The sequence below is a fragment of the Butyricicoccus pullicaecorum DSM 23266 genome (assembly GCF_900167005.1).
Classification (GTDB): Bacteria; Bacillota; Clostridia; order Oscillospirales; family Butyricicoccaceae; genus Butyricicoccus; species Butyricicoccus pullicaecorum.
Genome location: NZ_FUXW01000005.1, coordinates 73,720 through 95,446 on the forward strand (window position 1 = coordinate 73,720; position 21,727 = coordinate 95,446).

Genomic DNA, 21,727 nt, shown 5'->3' on the forward strand with positions numbered 1-21,727 from the left:
GCTCCGCAGAGCGCGAAATCCCCTTTTTGATTTTCGCTTTTGCGAAAATCAACCAAAATAAAAAATAAAAGCGCATCCCGCAGGATGCGCAATTCTCTGGAAAGACCAACCGAAGGGTTGGTCTTTCCTTTTTTGTATGTTTAAATTGATTCCCGGGGCGGACACCGGGAATCAAAGGAGATTCCGCTGTCTGCGGACAGCGGCTCAGGGCGCTGCCCTGAGAACCTGCGGCCTTTCGAGAAAGGCCGGCGAAAGCTTTATTTCGCCTGCGGGCGGGAATTGGTGCGCTGCTATTCCTAAAAAGAAAACCGCGACCCCATCAAAGACAGGATCGCGGTAATCAAAAAGAGGAATGTAAAGGAAAGCGAATTTATTTGCGCAGCAGGCAGCGCAGGCGCTCAGCGGCTTCGCGGGTGCGTTCCTGATCGCCAAACGCGGTCAGACGGAAGAAATCCTTGCCGTTTGCGCCGAAGCCCTCGCCCGGCGTACCTACGACGTGCGCTTCCTCGAGCAGATAGTCGAAGAAGGTCCAGGAATCCATGCCGTTCGGGCACTTGAGCCACAGATAGGGGCTGTTTTTGCCGCCGGTGTACCAGATACCCAGCTCGTCCAGCGTCTCAGACAGCACGCGGGCGTTCTCGCGGTAGTAGTCCAGCGTGTGCTGAATTTCTGCCATGCCTTCGGGCGTAAAGACGGCAGCGGCAGCCTTCTGTACGATGTAGGGCACGCCGTTGAACTTGGTGGTCTGGCGGCGCAGCCACATGGCGTGCAGCTTGCCCTCGGCCAGTGCCTTGGGCACGATGGTCCAGCCGCAGCGCGTGCCGGTGAAGCCTGCCATCTTGGAGAACGAGCAGAACTCGATCGAGCAGGTCTTGGCACCCTCGATCTCGAAGATGGAGCGCGGCAGGTCGGGCTCGCTGATGAAGCACTCGTAAGCCGCGTCGAAGAGGATGACAGCGCCCTGCTCGTTTGCGTAGTTGACCCACGCGGTCAGGCCAGCGCGGTCATAGACCGCACCAGTCGGGTTGTTGGGCGAGCACATATAAATAATATCGGCATGCTGTCTCACGTCGGGCAGGGGAAGGAAACCGTTGTCCTCGGTCGCGCTGACATAGACGATCTTGCGGCCAGCCATGAGGTTGGTGTCGACATAGACCGGATAGACCGGGTCGGGAACGAGTACGGTGTTATCGGACGAGAACAGGTCGAGGATGTTGCCCAGATCGCTCTTTGCACCGTCCGAGATAAAGATTTCGTCGGCTTCCAGCTCAATCTTGCGATCCCCGTAATACTTCTGTACCGCCTGCTTGAGGAAGTCATAACCCTGCTCGGGGCCGTAGCCGTGCAGCGTTTCCTGACGGCCCTGATCGTCTACGGCATCGTGCAGCGCACGGATGACCGCGGGTGCATGGGGGCGGGTCACGTCGCCGATGCCCAGACGGATGATGTCAGCCTCGGGGTGTGCCTGCTGGAACGCCGATACCTTATGTGCGATGGTGGAAAACAGGTAGCTCTCGGTCAGGTCTTCATAGTGTCGGTTAATCTGCATGGTTTTGATTTCTCCTCTCAGCGGCTGCGATAAACGCCCGGAACAGCGGATGCGCATGGTTGGGGCGGGACTTGAATTCGGGGTGGAACTGTACACCGACGTAGAACGGGTGGTCGGGGATCTCGACGGCCTCGACCAGCTTGCCGCTGGGCGAAACGCCGGTCACGCGCAGACCGGCCTGCTCGAGCGTGTCACGGAAGGTGCTGTTGAACTCGTAGCGGTGGCGGTGACGTTCCTGTATTTCCTCTGCCGCATAGGCGTGCGACAGGATGGAATCGGGTAAAACGCGGCAGGGATAAGCGCCGAGGCGCATGGTGCCGCCCTTCTGGGTGACTTCCTGCTGCTCGTTCATCAGGGCGATGACCGGATGGGCGGTGTCGGGGTCGAACTCGGTCGAGTGCGCGTCCTGCCAGCCCAGCACAGAACGGGCGTAGGACATGACGGCGATCTGCATGCCCAGACAGATGCCGAAATAGGGGATGCCATGCTTGCGGGCATAGTTTGCCGCGCACAGCATGCCCTCGATGCCGCGCGAGCCAAAGCCGCCGGGCAGGATGATGCCGTCGGCACCGGCGAGCAGCTGGCCTGCCGTGTCGTCGGTGATGGCTTCGGAGTCCACCCAGTCGATATCGACAAAGCAGCCGACCTCATAGCCTGCGTGATGCAGCGCCTCGGCAACCGACAGATAAGCGTCGTGCAGCTTGACATACTTGCCGACCAGTGCAATCTTGACCCGTCCGTCTCGTGCGTCCATACGGGCGAGCATTTCGGTCCACTCACCAAGGTCGGGCGCGGGAACGGTAAGACCTAACTCACGGCACACGATATCGGACAGATGGCTGCGCTCGAGCATGAGCGGTGCGCGGTACAGCTCGGGTACCGTGCGGTTTTCGATCACGCAGTCGGGTGCGACGTTGCAGAACAGCGAAATTTTGGCCTTGATATCCTCATCCAGCGGACGGTCGACGCGGCAGATGATGAGGTCGGGCTGGATGCCCATGCCGCGCAGCTCCTTGACCGAGTGCTGGGTGGGTTTGGACTTGGGCTCATCCGAACCCGAGATGAAGGGCACGAGGGTGACGTGCAAAAACAGGCAGTTGCGCCGTCCAACCTCGGCTGCCACCTGACGGATGGCCTCGAGGAAGGGCTGGGACTCGATATCACCGGTCGTGCCGCCGATCTCGGTGATGACTACATCCGCGCCGGTCTTCTGACCGACGCCGTAGATGAAGGACTTGATCTCGCCGGTGATGTGCGGGATGACCTGCACGGTCTCGCCCAGATATTCGCCTGCGCGCTCCTTGCCCAGCACATTCCAGTACACCTTACCGGTGGTCAGGTTGGAAAACTGGTTGAGGTCTTCGTCGATAAAGCGTTCGTAATGTCCGAGATCCAGATCGGTTTCCGCGCCGTCCTCGGTGACGAACACTTCACCGTGCTGGAACGGGCTCATGGTACCCGGATCAACGTTGATATAGGGGTCGAGCTTCTGGGCTGCGACCTTGAGCCCGCGGCTTTTGAGCAGACGGCCGAGCGAAGCGGCGGTGATGCCCTTGCCCAGACCGGAGACCACGCCGCCGGTTACGAAAATATATTTGGTCATGTGAAACGTCCCTTTCTCTGTTAGTCGGTATCCGCCTGTAAAATGTCGCAGGCGACCGCCCGTTTGGGTCTGCGCTCGTCCATCGCGCGGCGCTCGATGTAGGCGTGCGCTTCGGGTTCGGTCATGCCGCAGCATTCGATCAGGATGCACTTGGCGCGGCTGATCAGGCGCTGATCTTCCAGCTTTTGACGCAGACGGCGGTTTTCGTCGATGAGTTTGCCCAGACGGCGATGAGAGGCCTGCGCCAGACGGATGCACTGCTGCAAGAGCAGACGGCTGACCGGCTTGGGCAGGATGAGCACGCCGGTATCGGTGACCTTGGACGCGACCGCGTCGGCCTCATCGGCGGCGACGAGCAGCAAAACCCCGGCTACGGTATATTGTGCCATGTCCTGCGCCAGCTCATGCCCGAATTCATCGGACAGGGGCGCGTTGATGATGACCAGGTCGAAGTCCTGGTCTGCCAGCCTGCGCCGCGCATCCACGCTGCTCAGAGAGACCAGAAATTCAGCCTGCACGCCACATTCGCGCAGGAAATTTTCCAGCGCCGCAGCGCTGCGCTTGGTGTGTGCGACGAGCAATACGCGATCCAAGCCCGCCCCCTCCTTTCCTCATGGGTGTCTGTTACCAGCGTGCGAAATACAGGTCGTCCTCGGCGGCCTTGCAGTCGGATGCACGTGAAACCGTCTCCCACTCCCGTGCCTTGACGGCCAGATAGCTGCTCAGCAGCGGCTCGGGGATGATGGACGAGATGAACGCGCTGCGCTGTGCATGTGCAAGCGCCTCGTGCAGCGTACCGGGCAGCAGCTCGTACTGTGCGAGCACGTCGGCGGGTGCAGTGAATAGATCGTGGTTGCAGGCCGGGGGCAGGGTCAGACGGTCGGCGATGCCCTCCAGACCGGCGTGGATGAGCAGGGTGAAGGCCAGATAGGGATTGGCCGTCGGGTCGGGTGCACGCAGCTCCATGCGGCGGAAATCGCCGTGCGCCGCCGGGATGCGGACGAGCTGCGAGCGGTTCTGGTGCGACCAGGACACAAAGCGCGGCGCTTCGAACTCACCGAAGCGGGCATAGGAGTTGGTCAGCGGATTGAGGAAGGCGGCAAGCTCATGCGCACGGCGCAGGATGCCCGCGATGAACTGCTCGGAGATCTCCGAGTGCACGCCCTTTTCGGTCTCGATGATGTTGCGTCCGCCCTGGAACAGCGAAATATTGATGTGCAGGCCGCTGCCCGGCTGACCGGGGATGGGCTTGGGCAGGAAGGAGGCAAACAGGCCGTTGAGGCTGGCCACGGTCTTGACAACCGACTTAAAGGTGGTCAGATTGTCGGCGGCTGCGAGCGGGGAGGCATACTGGAAGTCAATTTCATTTTGCCCAGGTCCCTGCTCATGATGCGAGCGCTCGGGCTGGATGTCCATTTCCTCGAGCGTCAGGCAGACCTGACGGCGCACGTTCTCGGCGCGGTCGAGGGGCGCGATGTCGCAGTAACCGGCGCGATCGTGCGGGATATGGGTCGGATAGCCGGCCTCGTCGCGCTGGAACAGGTAAAATTCACATTCGGTGCCGAATTTGCAGGTCAGATCGCGTTCGCGTGCGCGGCGCACGGCCTGCCGGAGCAGGAAACGGCCGTCACCGGGGAAGGGCTGGCCGTCGGGCTGACGGATATCGCAGTAAAAGCGCACGACACGTCCCTGACTGGGCCGCCAGGGCAGGATCGAGAGCGTGGTGGGATCGGGGAAGAGCAGAAGATCGCTTCCGTCCGGGGAAGCGAAGCCCGGGAAGGCGGCAGCGTCAAAGCTGATGCCCTCGCGGAAGGCACGCGCCAGCTCGCCGGGCATGATCGAGATGTTCTTTTGTACGCCGAAGATATCGCAAAAGGCGAGACGGATGAACTTGACGTCATTTTCCTCGATGAACTCGATGGCCTCGCTCGTGGTGTAGTGCAGCATAGAAAAATCCTCCTGACCGTGCAGAAAAATAGAAAAAGCGTCCGCAAAAAGAGGCAGCGATGACAGCACTGCCGAACTTCTGCGGACGCCATTGTCCGTTCTTATTGTATCCCGGCGTGCACGCCGCGTCAAGGGAAAGGCGCGATTTGTTTTGCATTTCTGCACATTCTCCAGAAAAAACCGGGCGGCAGGGGCTTGGGACGCGCGGGTTGCACAAAAGCGCAGCGGGCAGATCAAAACCGGGGAAAAGGGAAGAAAAAAAGAACCGGTCCGGCCACGAACGTGACCTATTCCGGTCCTTTTGCGAGATTTGCAGATTACTTGGTCAGCACGCCGTCGGTGATGTAGCTGATCCACTCGGCAAGGTTTGTCGTGTGGTCGCTCATGCGCTCGAGGTACTTGGCGATCATCAGATAATCGACGTACTGGGGGATGTGCTCGGGCTCCTGTTCCATGAGCGTGCACAGCGAGGTGACCATGTTTTCAAACGCCTCATCCTGATTGTCGTCCTGGTGGACAACAGCGCGGGCAGCGTCGACGTCAAGTTCGACGTAGGCCAGTACGGTGGCGCGCAGCATGTCCTTGACGCGGGTGAGCATGTCTGCAAGACCGTCGGGCTGCGAGACGCGCGGCAGGGCGGAGAGCTTTAAAACATACTCTGCGATGTCGCTGCAATGGTCAGCGATGCGTTCAAGGTCGGAGATCATGCGCATGATGGAGGCGATGCGGCGCCAGTCGCCTGCGACCGGTGCCTGCATGGCGACCAGATTGAGGCAGTGCTGTTCGATGCTGCGCTCCATCTGATCGAATACGTCGTCGCCGTCGATCAGGCGCTGTGCGCCCACGGCGTCCACGTCGGAGAGCACGCGGATGGTTTCGTTGATGGACTGCTCGAGCGTGGTGCCCATCTTGAGGACGCGATGGGTGATGGCTTCCAGCTCTGCGGTGTAGAGATTGCGCATAGTGTGTGGTTCCTCCTGAAAAATCAGCCGAAACGGCCGGTGATGTAATCCTCGGTCTTCTTCTCGTGAGGATTGGTAAAGATCTGCTTGGTGTCACCGAACTCGATCAGCTCGCCAACCAGGAAAAAGGCGGTTTTGTCGGAAATACGAGTCGCCTGCTGCATGTTATGGGTGACGATGACGACCGTGTAGTTCTTTTTGAGCTCGGCCATCAGATCCTCGATGCGCAGGGTGCTGCCGGGGTCGAGCGCCGAGGTGGGCTCGTCCATGAGCAGTACATCCGGCTGTACGGCCAGTGCGCGTGCGATGCACAGACGCTGCTGCTGACCGCCGGACAGGCCGAGCGCGCTCTTCTTGAGACGGTCCTTGACCTCGTCCCACAGCGCAGCGCCGCGCAGCGCGTTCTCGACGATCTCGTCGAGCTCATGTTTGCTGTGATTGCCGTGCAGGCGCGGGCCGTAAGCGATGTTGTCGTAGATGCTCATGGGGAAGGGATTGGGCTTCTGGAAGACCATGCCGACCTGACGGCGCAGGGCGGTGACATCCACGTCGGGAGAGAAGATATCCTTGCCCTGTAGGGTGACCTCGCCGGTGATGCGGACCGAGGGAATGAGGTCATTCATGCGGTTTAAGGTCTTGAGGAAGGTGGATTTGCCGCAGCCCGACGGGCCGATGAGCGCGGTGATCTCGTTTTTGCCGATCTTCATATCGATGCCCTTGAGGGCCTCGGTTTCACCATAGTAGAGGTGCAGATTTTTAGATTCCAGAATGGGTTGCGGCTTTGCGTTATCAAGCATGAGACAGACTCCTTTGCTGCGTTTGGATCAAACAGACGTTACTGATACTTGCGGGACAGACCCTTCTGCGCGAGCTTTGCGGCGCAGTTGAGGAGAAAGACCAGAATCAGCAGGATGGCGGCGATGGCGAAAGCGACTTCGAACTCAGCGCGCTCGCCCGCGTAGATGTAAAGTGCGACCGACAGCGTGCCGCCGCCGCGGGAGTACGCTTCGATGATGTTGCCCGCAATGATGGTCGCACTGCCTGCGGTGAACAGCAGCGCGGCGCTCTCACCGACGATACGGCCGATGGACAGGATGCAGCCGGTGACGATACCGGGCATGGAAGAGGGCAGGATGATGGTGCGGATCATGTGCCACTTGGTCGCGCCCAGACCGAGCGCACCCTCGCGGTAGCTCTGGGGAACGGTCTTGAGGCTTTCCTGGGTGGTACGGATGATGGTGGGCAGAATCATGATGACCAGGGTCAGGCTGCCCGACAGCAGGCTGGTGCCCAGACCGAGTACCTGCTTAAAGACCAGCATACCGACCAGACCGTAAATGATGGACGGGATACCGGCCAGGGTCTCGGTGGCGAACTCGATGACGCGAGAGAAGGTCTTGTTGGTTGCGTATTCGGTCAGATAGATGGCCGCGCCCACGCCCAAAGGCAGCGCGATGAGCAGGGTCAGCAGGATGATGTACAGGGTGTTGAGCAGGTTGGGCAGGATGCCGATGGTGCCCTTGAGGGTGCTGGGCTTGGTCGAGAGTAGCTCCCAGGTGACCTCAGGCAGGCCGCGCACGAAGATGTATCCGAGCAGACCGACGAGCAGCAGCACGGTGAAAGCCGCACAGGCGTACATGATGCCGGTCATCAGACCGCCCTTGACGCGGCGGACAGCGGCGTGATTCATTTTACCGACCGTACACGACTGGGTACGGGAACGGGTCGTTGTCGTAGATGCAGCTTGACTCATTTGGTTGCAGCTCCTTTCTTGAGGATGCGGCCGAGCAGGAGGTTAATGAGCATGATGAAGATGAAGAGGATGAGGCCGATGCTGAACAGCGCTTGCTTTTGCAGGCTGCCGTCTGCGGCGTAGCTCATTTCGCTTGCGACCGCGGTGGTCAGGAAGCGGACGCTCTTGAACAGACCGGGCATGTTGGCGACGTTGCCGGCGACCATCATGACCGCCATGGCCTCACCGATGGCGCGGCCGACGCCCAGGACAACGCCTGCGGCGATACCGCTCTTGGCAGCGGGCACGCTGACCTTGCACACGGTCTCGATCCAGGTTGCGCCCAGACCCAGGCTTGCTTCCTCGTACTCGGGCGGCACAGCGCGCAGAGCGGTCTCGCTGACCGAGATGATGCTGGGCAGAATCATGACAGCCAGAACCAGAATAGCGGTCAGCAGCGTGCTGCCGCTCTTGAGGTCGAAGAGGTTCATGACACCGGGAACCAGAACCATCATACCGATCAGACCGTAAACGACCGAAGGAATGCCCGCGAGCAGCTCAACTGCCGGATGAACGATGGCGGCGAGCTTGGGGGGTGCGAGCTTGGACAGGAAGATCGCGGTGCACAGGCCGATGGGCACACCGATGACGACTGCGCCCAGTGTACCCCAGACGCTGGTCATGATAAAGGGCAGGATACCGAACTTGGGATCGGCTGCGGTGGACTGCCAGACCTGACCGAGCAGGAAATCGATGGGGCCGATTTCCAGGATGGCGGGCAGACCGGCGATGACCATATAAATAGTGATGAGCAGAACGGCAGCGATGGAAACCATGCCGCAGATGAAAAACACGGTATTCATCACACGTTCGATGACATGTTTGACTTTCATAGGCACTCCTTGGCTGGACGGGGGAAGCCGCGGGCGTTTTGACCGCGGCTTCCGAAGGGATCAGAGAAAAGATTGGAAAAAGATTTTGGAAATTGAAGAGGTATCAAGTGTAAGGGAGCGAGAGGCTTACTTGAGCGGTACAGCGCCAGCCTGAGCGACCAGGTCGGAAACTTCCTCGCTGGTAGCGTACTCGATGAAGGCCTTGGTCTGCTCGGTCTGCTCAGCGCCGTCCTTGGTGACGAAGATGAAGGGACGCTGAATCTTGTAGGTACCGTCCTGAACGGTCTCCTCGGTAGCCTCAACACCGTCTACGGTGACAGCCTTGACGGTCTCATCAACAGCGGACAGGGAAGCGTAGCCGAAAGCGTTCGGGTTTGCAGCAACGCCTGCGATGACTGCGCCGGTGCTGGTCAGCTCCTGCTCGTACTTGCAGACATCCTCAACGCCTACGATGCTCTCGAAGCCGTCGCGGGTACCGGAACCTGCCTCACGGCCGATCAGAACAACCGGAGCGTCGTTGCCGCCGACATCCTTCCAGTTGGTGATGGTGCCGTCTGCCAGACCCTTGATCTGCTCGAGGGACAGGTCAGAAACCGGGTTCTCGGAGTTAACTACGATTGCGATACCGTCGAGTGCGAAGGTGGTAGCGGTCAGACCCTGCGCGGTCTCCTCTTCCTTCAGGTCACGGCTGGACAGGCCAAGATCCAGGGTGCCGTCAGCAGCACCGGTGATGCCTGCGCCCGAACCGGTGGGATCGTAGGTGATGTCAACGTCGGGGTTGAGCTCCATGAAGGACTCGCTCAGTGCGCCGATGACCTTCTCAACGCTGGTGGAACCGCCGGTTGCGATTGCACCGCTGAGAGTAGTGGACTCGGAAGTCTCGCCTGCATCGGCCTGAGATTCGGTGTCCTGAGAGCCGCCGCAAGCGGTCAGGCTTGCAGCCAGTGCACAAGCGGTAAAGATTGCGAAGATACGTCTGAGTTTCATAACAAATGTCTCCTTTTTGTCTGGACGGGCAGTTTCCACGCTCGCCTGAGCGCTGCCCCTATCGTTTGTCCTTTGATTTTCGGAACGGTTACCAGTATAGACGAGGCCTGCAAAATCCACTAGCATATCCCGGTGAATCCTTTGTAAAAGTACGAAAGTAGTCGGTCAAAAAATTTTTACACAAAAGTGTTTTGTAAAAATCGTGCAAATCTGATAAGAGTTTGGTCAAATCTGCGTGAAATGCTGATCGACACTTGACAAGGAAAAGGTTCGGCATATAATATGAAGTATCCTTCATGTGAAGGAAACTTCATGTGCAGAGAGGAGACCGGAAGGGATTGAAAAATAAGGTCAGAGAGCTGCGGCAGGCGGCCAATATGACCCAGCAGCAGCTGGCCGAGCTCGTCTATGTGTCGTCGCGCACGATCATCTCACTGGAAAAAGGACAGTACAATCCTTCTTTGCTGCTGGCGTACCGCATCGCGTGCGTATTTGGTACAACGGTGGAGAATCTGTACTGTTTGGCGGAAAATAAAGCGCTGGAGGATCAGCAATATGAAGATTTACAGTAAAAAGAGACTGTGGTCGGGCGTAGGACTGCTGGTTTTGGCGGTCTTGCTGCTTGTGACCATGTGTATCAAGGGATTTCGCGCCAAAAGCGTCGCGCTGGTCGTCGTGCTCGTGGCGATCGGTCTCGGCGAGCTGGGCAGCGCCATGTCCCGGCAGCAGGCCATCGAAGACCGGGAAGAGCGCACGGCGTTTATTGAGAGCAAGGCCAGAAGCCGCGCATTTTCCCTGACGCAACAGATTTGTCTGGTGTTGACCATTGCACTGGTTGTGGCCGGCGCGGTCAAGACTTATCTGCCGCTGCTCGCCATGGGCATAGCCACGGGTTTGATTCTCACCCTGTCCACGGTGTGCGAGATTGCAGCAACAATCTACTATGAAAAGCGATATTGAGGAGGTGTTTTCCGGTGAAATCGACGCAGGATATCAGCGCACAGCGGCGCGTGCGCTATGGAAAGGACGAACGTGACCGGCAGATCGATGTGCAGTCCAAAAGCTACGCGGCAGAAATCATGGTCACCGTGGCCGAGATTCTGATGATTGCCGCTCTCGTGAAGGGCAGTCCGCTCTGGCGCGGCTTTTTATCGGTCGCTCTGACCGGCTGTGCGGTCGGTTTGATTCATAAATACACCGTATATCGCGAAAAACCCTACCTCTATGTCGGTCTGGCACTGGGCCTTGCGGCGCTCGCGCTGCTCATCGCGTGTATTCGGGTGATGTGACGGACAGGGAGGTGAGCGCATGCAGAGCGGACGATTGTTTCAGCTGCTGTATCTGCTTTTGGAGGGAGAAAACTGGACGGTGCACAGGCTTTCCGAGCGTCTGGAGGCTTCCGAACGCACCATTCGGCGCGATTTGGACGCGCTGAGCGCGGCGGGTATCCCGGTCTATACCGTGCAGGGAAGAGGCGGCGGTGTGCGGCTGCTGCCCGGCTTTGTGCTCGACCGCTCGCTGCTGAGCGGACAGGAACAGGACACCATCCTGTACGGCTTGCAGACCTTGCACGCGACCGGCATGGACGCGACCGATGATCTGCTGCGCGAGCTTTCCCGGCTGTTCCGTCGAGAGACGGCAAAGCGCTGGATTGATGCCGATTTTTCGCCGTGGAACGGCGGCATAGACCGCGCCCTGTTCGACCTGCTGCGCGAGGCCATCCTGCACCATATCCCCATCAGTTTTGACTATTACAGCGCCGAGGGTGAGACGACTTCACGCACAATCGAACCCGTTCGGCTGAGTTTCAAGGGCATGGCGTGGTACATTCAGGGCTGGTGCCGCCTGCGGGAGGACTTCCGCACCTTCAAGCTCAACCGCATGGACGCTGTGAGCCTGTGCGAGGGCGAGCACTTTACACCGCGCGAGCTGCCGCCGCTGCCTGACCAGATCGCACTTGGAACCAATATGACGAGCGTGGTTGTCCGGTTTGCACCTGAGATCGCCTATCGGGTGTATGACGAGTTCGACCGCGCCCGGATTGCACCCCAGCCCGACGGTTCGCTGATCGTGCATACCGATTGGCCGCCCGGCCTGTGGGGCGTGAGTTATCTGCTGTCTTATGGCAGCACCGCCGAGGTCATCCAGCCCGAGGAACTGCGCCGCGCACTGGCACAGGAGGCGAAAAAGATTGCAGCGCAGTACGCACATGATGAAGAAAACGAAGATTTTCGGTGATGTTTAAAACCGGTCAGACCCTGACCGGTTTTTGCTGTTATCCTAGAGCCATCCCAAAAGAGAAAGGATGCAGCAATGATGAAAGAGATGAAGTACGAGGTTGTCAGCCTGCCCGCAAGACGCGTGACCGGCATTGCCGTGCGCACGTCCAATGAGGCGCCCGACTGTGGACAGAAGATCGGCAGTTTATGGCAGCGATACTGGAAAGACGGCGTGCGCGAAGCCCTGCACGCAGGCGAAAACGCGGTGTGCTACGGACTGTACACCCAGTACCACCGTGATGACCTGAGCTATCTGGCCGTTGTCGGCTGCGAGAGCGATACCTGCCCGGATGGCTGCGTGACGGTGGACATTCCGGCAGGGCAGTACGCAAAGTTTACCTATACCGGCCAGATGGCAGGCGTGGGCGCGATGTGGCAGCAAATCTGGAATACCCGCATGCCGCGCGCGTATACCGTGGACTTTGAGGAGTACACCGCCATGGACGCACAGGGCAACGGTACGGTTCACATCTATGTCGCGCTGGCCGATGTGTGCCAGTCGTGCGGCATGCCTATGACCCGGCCGGAGGACTACGGCACCGAGCGGGACGGCAAACCCAGCAAGGCATACTGCTGCTATTGCCGCAAGGACGGCGCGTTCGTGCAGGACTGCACGATGGAAGAGATGATCGAGGGCTGTCTGACCTATGCACCCGAAATGTATGGAGATCTCGACGCGGCACGCGCCCAGATGCAAGCCTATTTCCCGACGCTCGAACGCTGGAAACAGCATTAAGTCCATATTTTGATGCCCAAAACCGCCTGCTTGCCGGGCGGTTTTCTGCTTGTTCGATTGCACGGAAAGCGCAAACATGGTATACTGCTGATAACCGAACAAACAATCGGAATTTTGCAGACAGGAGGGCGGAGCGATGAGCGACCTGCTGGACGGTCTCAACCCGGCGCAGCGCGAGGCCGTGACCACGACCGAGGGCTATGTGCGGGTGATTGCGGGCGCAGGCTCGGGCAAGACCCGCGCACTGGCGCACCGTTTTGCGTATCTGGTGTGTGAGGCGGGCATTCTGCCCGAGAACATCCTGTGCGTGACCTTTACCAATAAATCGGCAGCCGAAATGCGCCAGCGCATTCACAAACTGACCGGTGACAATGACACCGGCTATATTTGCACCTTCCACAGCTTTTGCGTGTCGGTCTTGCAGGAGGACAGCCACGCCGTGCAGTATCCCAAGAACTTTTTGGTGCTGGATAACGCCGATATCGACGCGATGCTGGGCATTATCTACGAGGAACGCGGCTTGACGCTGCGCCACATGACGTACAGCAAGGCGCGCGACATGATCGAGATGCGCAAGCTGTTCCAGAACCCAGACTATTACCGTGACCTCATCGCCATGCCGCTCGGCGCACTCGAGGACAAGTACCGCGCGGCGCAGACCGTGTCCGATATCATCTTTTATGGCTATCTGTACCAGCAAAAGAAGTGCTTCGGGCTGGATTATAACGACCTCATCAAGGTCACGCTCTATCTGTTCGAGCGGGATGCCGATATTCGATTAAAATGGCAGCAGCGGCTGGAATATATCATGGTGGACGAGTTCCAAGATATCGACAAGCTGCAATATGAGCTGATGACCGTCCTGTGCGGCTATCACAAGAACCTGTTTGTAGTCGGCGACCCCGACCAGACCATCTACACTTGGCGCGGCGCTGATATCCGCTATCTGCTGGACTTTGACCGCGCTTTTCCGGGCACGCGCACCATCATGCTGCTGCAAAACTACCGTTCGACCCCGCAGATTCTGGCGGCTGCAAACGACCTCATTGACAAAAACCATAACCGCATGGACAAGATTTTGGAGCCTACCCGACCGGACGGCGTGCCCGTCCGCTGTCACCATGCGCGTACCGCCGAGGCCGAGGCTGCTTGGATTGCGGGCGAGATTGACGCCCTGCACAAACAGGGCGTGCCCTACCGCGCCATGACCGTGCTTTATCGCGCTCATTATGTCACGCGCACGATCGAGACCGTTTTCCTGCACGAGGAGATTCCGTACACCATTTACAGCGGCACACAGTTCTTCTGCCGGGCGGAAATCAAGGATACGCTGTCCTACTTGCGCATGATCGCCTACCGCGACGATCTTTCCTTCCTGCGCATTGTCAACCAGCCCCGGCGCAACATCGGAGAACGCCGTATCAAGTTCCTGCGCGAAGCCGCGCAGCAGACCGGTGCGTCGCTCTATGACACACTGTGCGCCCATCTGGACGACGAACTGTTCAAGGGCACCAAGGCGCGGCAGTTTGTGCAGTTCATCCAGTCGCTCGCGTCGGATTACGCCGACCGCCCGATCTCCGAGGTGCTGGCCGAGACGCTTGACCGCAGCGGATACGAGAAAATGCTGCGCACCGAGGGCAGTCAGGAACGTCTGGATAACCTAGCCGAGCTCAAACAGTCGGTCTACGAGTACGAGACGACCTGCGGTGAGGAGAGCACGCTCGAACACTATCTGGCGCGTGTGGCACTGCTGACCAACACCGACGCGGGCGGAACGCGCGATCAGGTGCGCTTGATGACCGTGCACACGGCAAAGGGTCTGGAATTTCCCTATGTTTTCCTGTGCGCCATGAACGACGGTATTTTCCCCTCCAAAAAGGTGCACACTTGGCCGGGCATGGAGGAAGAACGCCGCTTGGCCTTTGTCGCCCTGACCCGTGCACAGGACGGTCTGTACCTGTCCGAGGCCGAGGGACGCAACTTTGACGGTTCGTGCCGGTATCCCTCGCGCTTTTTGCTGGATATCGACCCCGATCTCTTGCAGTACACCGAACAGCCGCCCGAAGCCATGCTGGCCGAGGCGCGTGACTACATCAGCCTGCGCGAAAAATACCTGCTCGACGAGAATGCCGAGTTGCCGCTGGCCGCCGGCGACCGCATCGTGCACGGCGTGTTCGGCCCGGGCACCATAGAGGCGGTCGACCAGACCCGCGCGGTCTACCGCATCCAGTTCGACGACATGAAAACCCCGCGCGATATCACGTTTCGCGCCAAACTGGAACGCGAATGAGCCGCCATCCCCAAAAACCAAGCCCCGATCCATCCCGGACGGGGCTTTTGTGCGCGCGAAACCACTTAAAATCGCACCCCGGACTGGGGTTCGGTTTTGCGCATTCCCACAACTTCTACCCCGTAAAAAGCAAAAAAATTGCGGTGCGTCAAAAAATTTCAGATATTACTTGACCTTATCGCTTTTAACTGCTAAAATGACAAAGTAGACAGCATCCAAGACACTGTTTACAACCATCAATATAAAAGGGGTTTTTTGACATGCAAAAGAGAAGATTGCTCGCTGCCCTGCTCGCAGGTGCTATGGCGTTCTCGCTCACGGCCTGCGGAAGCTCGAATGGAGATACTGGAGACAGTGCTGCTGCCGGCGGTGACAGCTATACAGTCGGTGTCTGCCAGCTGATGCAGCACGCGGCACTGGACGCTGCAACCCAGGGCTTTCAGGATAAACTGACCGAACTGGTCGAAGCAGATGGCAAATCGGTCGAGTTCGACGTGCAGAACGCGTCGGGTGACTCGGCAACCTGTACGACCATCGTAAACGGCTTTGTGTCCTCGGGTGTTGACCTCATCATGGGCAACGGCACCGCAGCGCTGCAGGCGGCACAGTCGGGCACGGCGGACATCCCGATTCTGGGTACGTCCATCACCGACTACGCAACCGCACTGGATATGAGCGACTGGACGGGTACGACCGGCACCAACATTTCGGGTACGACCGACCTGGCACCGCTGGACGGTCAGGCTGAGATGCTCAAGGAGCTGTTCCCGGATGCCAAGAACGTCGGCCTGCTGTACTGCTCGGCAGAACCGAACTCTGCATACCAGATCAATACCATCAAGCCCATGCTCGAGGAAATGGGTTACACCTGCACCGAGTATGCGTTCACCGACTCGAACGATGTCGCATCCATCGCAACCAACGCGAGCGCATCGAGCGACGTCATCTATATCCCGACCGATAACACGGCGGCAACCTGCACCGAGACCATCCGCAACGTCGTTGTACCGGCAGGCGTACCGGTCATCGCAGGCGAGCAGGGCATCTGCTCGGGCTGCGGCGTGGCAACCCTGTCCATCGACTACTACGAACTCGGCGAGATGACCGGTCAGATGGCATACGACATTCTGGTTGGCGGTCAGAACCCGGGCGAGATGGAGATTCAGCCCGCACCGACCTTTACCAAGATGTATAACGAGAGCATCTGTCAGGAGCTGGGGTTAACCGTACCCGAGGGCTATGAGGCAATCGCAGCCGAATAAGTAAAATTACAGACCGACAGGCGGGAAAGAGCACTCTTTTCCGCCTGGTTTTGCTATCCAGGGGCGGTTGTCCCGGATTATTTCACATCATGGAGGGAAAGTATGGATTTCGTTTCAAACCTGCTGAACGCACTGCCGGGTGCGGTCGCACAGGGACTGATCTGGGGTCTGATGGCGATTGGCGTGTACATCACCTATAAGGTCTTAGACCTTGCCGATCTGACCGTCGACGGCACTATGAGTATGGGCGGCGCGGTGTGCGTCATGCTGATGATGAACGGGGCAAATGTGTGGGTCGCCATGCTGTGCGCGTTCATCGCCGGTATGCTCGCTGGCGCTGTGACTGGTATTTTACATACGGGCATGGGCATCCCGGCCATCTTAGCCGGTATCCTGACTCAGCTCGCGCTCTATTCGATCAACCTGCGCATTCTGGGCAATAAGGCAAACCAGGGCATCAACCCGGACAAGTACGACCTGCTGGTATCGCTGCGCAACGTCAAGGAAGTGTCGATTGCCAACCCGATTCTGGTCGCTGCCATCTTCACCGTTGTCCTCATCGCGCTGCTTTACTGGTTCTTTGGTACCTCGCTCGGCTGCGGCATCCGTGCCACCGGCGCAAACCCGGACATGAGCCGTGCACAGGGCATCAACGTTAACTTCAATAAGATTCTGGGTCTCATGCTGTCCAACGGTCTGGTCGCGCTGGCCAGCGCACTCTATGCCCAGTATCAGGGCTTTGCCGATGTCAACGCCGGCCGCGGTGCCATCGTCATCGGTCTGGCAGCCGTCATCATCGGTGAGGTTGTCTTCAGCCGTATTTTCCGCAATTTCGCACTCAAGCTGCTCGCAGTCGCACTGGGCGCGATCATCTACTACCTGGTCATCCAGATCGTCCTGACCTTGGGCATGAACAGCAACGACCTCAAGATGCTCTCGGCTATCGTCGTCGCCGTCTTCCTCGCTGTACCGTATTGGAAGGGCAAGTACTGGAACAAGTCCGGCAAGAAGGGAGAGGCAAAAAATGCTTAAACTCAAAGACGTTTACAAGACCTTCAACCGGGGTACGGTCAACGAGAAAAAGGCCATCGACGGCCTGAACCTGACGCTCGAGGACGGCGATTTCGTCACCGTCATCGGCGGCAACGGCGCGGGCAAGTCCACCACGCTCAACCTCATCGCGGGCGTGTTCCCGGTCGATTCGGGCAAGATCGTGCTCAACGGTCTGACCCTCAACAACCTGCCCGAGCACAAGCGCGCACGCTTCCTCGGCCGCGTCTTCCAGGACCCCATGCGCGGCACCGCGGCAACTATGGGCATCGAGGAAAACCTCGCACTGGCTTACCGCCGCGGCAAGATGCGCGGCCTAAGCTACGGCATCACCAATGAGGAGCGCAAGATCTACCGCGAGCGACTGGCAACCCTCGGTCTGGGTCTGGAAGACCGCATGACCAGTAAGGTCGGCCTGCTGTCGGGCGGCCAGCGTCAGGCGCTGACCCTGCTGATGGCAACGCTGCAAAAGCCCGACCTGCTGCTGCTCGACGAGCATACCGCAGCACTCGACCCCAAGACCGCAGACAAGGTCTTGCAGCTGACCGAGGAGATCGTGGCACGCGACAAGCTGACAACGCTCATGGTCACCCATAACATGAAGAATGCCATCCAGTACGGCAACCGTCTGATTATGATGGATGCGGGCAAGGTGGTCGTGGATATCCGCGGCGAGGAGAAAAAGAACCTGACCGTGCGTGACCTGCTGGAAAAGTTCAATATCGAAAACGACCGCATGCTGCTGTCCGAATAAGAAACAACAGCAAAGAGCTGTCCCCCTGTGGACAGCTCTTTTTTTATTCTGCAAAAATTTTTGAAACGATTGCACCTTGCCAAACGTCTAATAGGCAGAAAACACAGTGGGCGAGAAAAACAGCCCGCCATTCTAAAATAAAAAAGGAGGGAGCTTGATGCATACCTCAGTGATTGACTTTGACACCTGCGGACAGCTGATTCACGCGTCACAGGATCGACTGTACCGTTTGGCTTATTGCTACGTCAAAAACGAGCACGATGCGCTGGATATCGTCGGTGAGGCGACCTATAAAGCCTTGGTTTCGCTGCATACCTTGCAGCGCGCCGACCGGTTTGATGCCTGGATGACCAGTCTAGTCATTCATACCGCGCTGGACTGGCTGCGCAAGAACCGACGGCTAGTTCCGACCGAGCACGAAGTGCTGGATATCATCCCGGCACACGAGCCAGACCTCACCCCGGAAGAACAAATGGACCTGTACCACTTGCTGGACAGTCTGCCGACCGAGGAACGAACGTACCTGATCTTACACTATTTTGAAGAGCGCAGCTTTCCCGAGATGGCAGAAATCCTGTCCATGCCGGAAGCAAAGCTCAAATCCCGTTTTTACCGCATTTTGCACCGCCTGCGTGCACACTTGAAGGAGGAATCATTATGAAACGCCAACAGCCCGAACGCTATCAGGATATCCCGATCCCGGACGCACTGGGAGATGTCATCGACCGCGCAGCCGCACGCGCCAAGCACCAGCGCCGCCGTCGTCCGCTCGTGCGCACCGGCATCTGTGCCGCTGCCGCACTGTGCGTGCTGACCGTGACCGCAAATTCGCCTCTGGCTGCACAGGCAGTACACATCCCGGTATTGGGTACGGTCGTACAGATGCTGCACATCGGCAGCGGCGGCGTGCAGACCGACGGTCTGGCCGTCCATGCAGCAGGTGAGGGCAGCAAGGCCGACATCCTGTTCACCGAGACCGAGGGCAGCGCAGATTTCGCACCGTCCTACACGGCAAAGACCTATCGCGCACCGAACCGCGTGGTTCTGTCGCTCGGCGGCGTGCGCCTGGCCGACCGTCAGGCGGTCTGCGATACTCTGACCCAGACCGAAGGCGTGCGCGACGCATACTTTGCCATGGTGCTGGACGACTCGGCGATGCAGCTGGTTATCGAACTGGAACCCGGCTATACGTATGAGATCACCGAGCGCGCTGAACCGGCTGGTTTGACCTTTACGTTCACCAAGGACGATACCCAGACCGATTCCGCACCGGTCTATTACCTGCGCACAGAGGCGATGCCCTACGGCGAGAGCCTTGGCATTGCGGCAGAACGCTTCTGGGGTCAGGAGACAACGCAGGTTCGCACCGAGGAGGGCAATTATATCGTGACCGTGGGCGAGTACCAGAGCGAGAGCGAGGCACAGAGCGCACTTGATGCCCTGAATGCTGAACTCGGCGAGACAGGACTCACCATCGCCAGCAGCCTGCCCGATGAACGCCCGCACGACGCAGAGTAATCCCGCCCGTGGGCGAATTGAAGCTTTCGCTCAAGCCTTTCTCGAAAGGCTTGCGGGTTCGCAGGGCAGCGCCCTGCGTCGCCGTCCGCAGACGGCGAAATCCCCAATTGAAACCCGGTGTCCGTCCCGGGTTTCAATTTAAATAAACCCAACAAAAAGACCGTCCCTTCGGACGGTCTTTTCTTATTGTTATAGATTCTTCACAAACAGCGCACGAATCGCATTCAGCACCGCCAGAATCATCACACCAACATCGGCAAAAATCGCAAGCCACATGTTGGCCAGACCCAGCGCGCCGAGCACCAGACAGATCAGCTTAATGCCAATCGCAAACACAATGTTCTGATAGACAATGCGCAGACACTTGCGCGAAATCTTGACCGCCTTGACGATCTTGAGCGGGTCGTCGTCCATGAGTACCACGTCTGCTGCCTCGATGGCCGCATCCGAACCCATCGCACCCATCGCAATGCCGATGTCCGCACGGGACAGTACGGGCGCATCGTTGATGCCGTCACCGACAAAGGCCAGCTTGCCGCCGGATGGCTTGTTTTGCAGCAGGGACTCGACCTTTTCCACCTTGTCTGCGGGCAGAAGCTCGCTGTATACCTCGTCAATGCCCAGCTCGTCGGCGACCTGACGGGCAACCGGGTCGATATCGCCGGTGAGCATAATGGTCTTTTGGATGCCCGCACGGTGCAGGTCGTGGATGGCCTGCTTGGAATGAGGCTTGATGACGTCGGAAATGACGATATGACCGGCATAGGCACCATTTACCGCCATGTGAATGATGGTGCCGACGTGATGGCAGGGAATGAAGTCGATGCCGAGCCGCTTCATCAGCTTGTCATTGCCTGCGGCGACTTCCATACCGTCTACCTTGGCGATCACACCGTTGCCGCTGATCTCCTGAATGTCGGATACCCGGCTGCGGTCGACCGGCTTGCCGTAGGCACGCTGCAGGCTGCGGCTGATGGGGTGAGAGGACGCACTCTCTGCGAGCGCAGCCAATTCGAGCAGTTTTTCGTCCTCGAGCTTGTTGTGATGGATGCCGCTGACCTCGAATACGCCCTGGGTGAGCGTGCCGGTCTTGTCAAACACAATGGCTTTGACCTGAGACAGCGTTTCCAGATAGTTGGAACCCTTGATGAGCACACCGGCGTTGCTTGCACCGCCGATACCGGCAAAGAAGCTCAGCGGAATACTGATGACCAGCGCACAGGGGCAGCTGATGACCAGGAAGGTGAGCGCACGGTACAGCCAGTCGCCCCAATCGGCGGGCAGGTCAAGCAGGAACATGCGCACCAGCGGGGGCAGAATAAGCAGGGCAAGCGCACTGTAACAGACGGCGGGAGTGTAGACACGGGCGAAGCGGGAGATGAACGCCTCGGAACGCGACTTGCGCGAGCTGGCGTTCTCGACCAGATCGAGAATCTTGGATACGGTCGACTCACCGAACTCACGGGTCGTGCGAATCTTGAGCACGCCGCTGAGGTTGATGCAGCCGCTGATGATTTCATCCCCGGGTGCGGTCTCGCGGGGCAGGCTCTCGCCGGTCAGGGCGCTGGTGTCCAGCGTGGACGAGCCCTCGACGATCACGCCGTCGATCGGGACTTTCTCACCCGGCTGCACGACGATGATCGTGCCGACCTCGACCTCGTCCGGGTCGACCTGCTCGAGTGCACCGTCCTGCTCGATGTTGGCGTAGTCCGGGCGGATGTCCATGAGCTGGCTGATGTTGCGGCGGCTCTTGCCGACCGCGTAGCTCTGGAACCACTCACCGACCTGATAGAACAGCATAACGCCGATGGCCTCGGTGTAGTCGCCGCTCTGGGTCAGTCCGAGCACGATGGCGCCCACGGTGGCGACCGCCATCAGGAAGTTTTCGTCGAAGGGCTGACGGTTTTTGACGCCTTTTCCGGCTTTGATGAGGATATCATAGCCGATGATGGCGTAGGGAATCATGTACAGGACAAAGCGCAGAATGCCGCTTGCCGGGACAAAGTGCAGCACCACCATGAGCACGGCGGCGATGAGGATGCGTATAAGCATCTTTTTTTGTTTTTTGTTCATGGAAGATCGTCCTCCGCAACGTAGATTATATGTGAATGACTGCTCATATATTCATCTGAGAGAAAGCACTCCCGCAGCGGACAGACCGGTGA

At 58.7% G+C, this 21,727-nt stretch carries 21 protein-coding genes; 11 read left to right on the forward strand and 10 right to left on the reverse strand.

All coding sequences use genetic code 11. The features are described from left to right. Positions 1–370: 370 nt before the first annotated feature. The 9 genes from B5D52_RS10390 to B5D52_RS10430 form a co-directional block, all read right to left on the reverse strand. Positions 371–1,549 (reverse strand): LL-diaminopimelate aminotransferase, encoded by a 1,179-nt coding sequence (locus B5D52_RS10390; RefSeq protein WP_016148637.1) that lies wholly within the window; start codon positions 1,547–1,549, stop codon positions 371–373. Next, the gene (locus B5D52_RS10395) at positions 1,539–3,152 is read right to left on the reverse strand and encodes a CTP synthase (protein ID WP_016148636.1); all 1,614 of its coding nucleotides are present in this window, start codon (positions 3,150–3,152) and stop codon (positions 1,539–1,541) included. Before B5D52_RS10395 ends, B5D52_RS10390 begins: the two co-directional genes overlap by 11 nt. A 20-nt stretch (positions 3,153–3,172) precedes the next feature. Continuing rightward, the gene (locus B5D52_RS10400) at positions 3,173–3,745 is read right to left on the reverse strand and encodes an ANTAR domain-containing response regulator (RefSeq protein ID WP_016148635.1); all 573 of its coding nucleotides are present in this window, start codon (positions 3,743–3,745) and stop codon (positions 3,173–3,175) included. 31 nt (positions 3,746–3,776) lie between these two features. Continuing rightward, positions 3,777–5,099, reverse strand: a complete 1,323-nt coding sequence (locus B5D52_RS10405; RefSeq protein ID WP_016148634.1) for a glutamine synthetase family protein — start codon at positions 5,097–5,099, stop codon at positions 3,777–3,779. 317 nt (positions 5,100–5,416) lie between these two features. After that, positions 5,417–6,061, reverse strand: a complete 645-nt coding sequence (gene phoU, locus B5D52_RS10410) for a phosphate signaling complex protein PhoU (RefSeq protein ID WP_016148633.1) — start codon at positions 6,059–6,061, stop codon at positions 5,417–5,419. 23 nt (positions 6,062–6,084) lie between these two features. Further along, complete coding sequence (gene pstB, locus B5D52_RS10415; protein ID WP_016148632.1) at positions 6,085–6,858, reverse strand: phosphate ABC transporter ATP-binding protein PstB; 774 nt, start codon at positions 6,856–6,858, stop codon at positions 6,085–6,087. Positions 6,859–6,896: 38 nt separating this feature from the next. Next, positions 6,897–7,814 (reverse strand): phosphate ABC transporter permease PstA, encoded by a 918-nt coding sequence (pstA, locus tag B5D52_RS10420; RefSeq protein WP_016148631.1) that lies wholly within the window; start codon positions 7,812–7,814, stop codon positions 6,897–6,899. After that, positions 7,811–8,686, reverse strand: a complete 876-nt coding sequence (pstC, locus tag B5D52_RS10425; RefSeq protein WP_016148630.1) for a phosphate ABC transporter permease subunit PstC — start codon at positions 8,684–8,686, stop codon at positions 7,811–7,813. Before pstC ends, pstA begins: the two co-directional genes overlap by 4 nt. Positions 8,687–8,812: 126 nt before the next feature. After that, positions 8,813–9,673: a phosphate ABC transporter substrate-binding protein gene (locus tag B5D52_RS10430; RefSeq protein ID WP_016148629.1), complete on the reverse strand. Its 861-nt coding sequence runs from the start codon at positions 9,671–9,673 to the stop codon at positions 8,813–8,815. 338 nt (positions 9,674–10,011) lie between these two features. Between B5D52_RS10430 and B5D52_RS10435 the strand changes: the two genes are divergently transcribed. The 11 genes from B5D52_RS10435 (at position 10,012) to B5D52_RS10485 (ending at position 19,562) form a co-directional block, all read left to right on the forward strand. After that, complete coding sequence (locus tag B5D52_RS10435; protein ID WP_016148628.1) at positions 10,012–10,245, forward strand: helix-turn-helix transcriptional regulator; 234 nt, start codon at positions 10,012–10,014, stop codon at positions 10,243–10,245. Continuing rightward, positions 10,229–10,633: a DUF2178 domain-containing protein gene (locus tag B5D52_RS10440; RefSeq protein ID WP_016148627.1), complete on the forward strand. Its 405-nt coding sequence runs from the start codon at positions 10,229–10,231 to the stop codon at positions 10,631–10,633. The genes B5D52_RS10435 and B5D52_RS10440 overlap by 17 nt, the downstream gene beginning before the upstream one ends. A gap of 14 nt (positions 10,634–10,647) precedes the next feature. Further along, a complete protein-coding gene (locus B5D52_RS10445; protein ID WP_016148626.1) occupies positions 10,648–10,962 on the forward strand; it encodes a DUF6442 family protein in 315 nt (104 codons plus the stop codon). A 19-nt stretch (positions 10,963–10,981) separates the two neighbouring features. Beyond that, complete coding sequence (locus tag B5D52_RS10450) at positions 10,982–11,911, forward strand: helix-turn-helix transcriptional regulator (protein ID WP_016148625.1); 930 nt, start codon at positions 10,982–10,984, stop codon at positions 11,909–11,911. Positions 11,912–11,986: 75 nt separating this feature from the next. Beyond that, positions 11,987–12,688, forward strand: a complete 702-nt coding sequence (locus B5D52_RS16745; protein ID WP_016148624.1) for a zinc ribbon domain-containing protein — start codon at positions 11,987–11,989, stop codon at positions 12,686–12,688. Between the two features lie 136 nt (positions 12,689–12,824). Then, positions 12,825–14,978 carry an ATP-dependent helicase gene (locus B5D52_RS10460; RefSeq protein ID WP_016148623.1) on the forward strand — a complete coding sequence of 718 codons (2,154 nt, stop codon included), beginning with the start codon at positions 12,825–12,827 and terminating at the stop codon, positions 14,976–14,978. Between the two features lie 260 nt (positions 14,979–15,238). Next, on the forward strand, positions 15,239–16,240 hold the full coding sequence (locus B5D52_RS10465) for an ABC transporter substrate-binding protein (RefSeq protein ID WP_016148622.1): 1,002 nt from the start codon (positions 15,239–15,241) through the stop codon (positions 16,238–16,240). Positions 16,241–16,342: 102 nt separating this feature from the next. Continuing rightward, positions 16,343–17,272, forward strand: coding sequence for an ABC transporter permease (locus B5D52_RS10470; RefSeq protein WP_016148621.1), 930 nt, complete (start codon positions 16,343–16,345; stop codon positions 17,270–17,272). Then, positions 17,265–18,044, forward strand: coding sequence for an ABC transporter ATP-binding protein (locus B5D52_RS10475; RefSeq protein ID WP_016148620.1), 780 nt, complete (start codon positions 17,265–17,267; stop codon positions 18,042–18,044). The genes B5D52_RS10470 and B5D52_RS10475 overlap by 8 nt, the downstream gene beginning before the upstream one ends. Positions 18,045–18,201: 157 nt before the next feature. After that, complete coding sequence (locus tag B5D52_RS10480; protein ID WP_016148619.1) at positions 18,202–18,705, forward strand: sigma-70 family RNA polymerase sigma factor; 504 nt, start codon at positions 18,202–18,204, stop codon at positions 18,703–18,705. Then, on the forward strand, positions 18,702–19,562 hold the full coding sequence (locus B5D52_RS10485; RefSeq protein WP_016148618.1) for a DUF4179 domain-containing protein: 861 nt from the start codon (positions 18,702–18,704) through the stop codon (positions 19,560–19,562). The genes B5D52_RS10480 and B5D52_RS10485 overlap by 4 nt, the downstream gene beginning before the upstream one ends. 189 nt (positions 19,563–19,751) lie before the next feature. On the opposite strand, the gene B5D52_RS10490 is transcribed toward B5D52_RS10485, so the two are convergent. Continuing rightward, positions 19,752–21,635, reverse strand: coding sequence for a heavy metal translocating P-type ATPase (locus tag B5D52_RS10490; protein WP_016148617.1), 1,884 nt, complete (start codon positions 21,633–21,635; stop codon positions 19,752–19,754). Between the last annotated feature and the right edge of the window lie 92 nt (positions 21,636–21,727).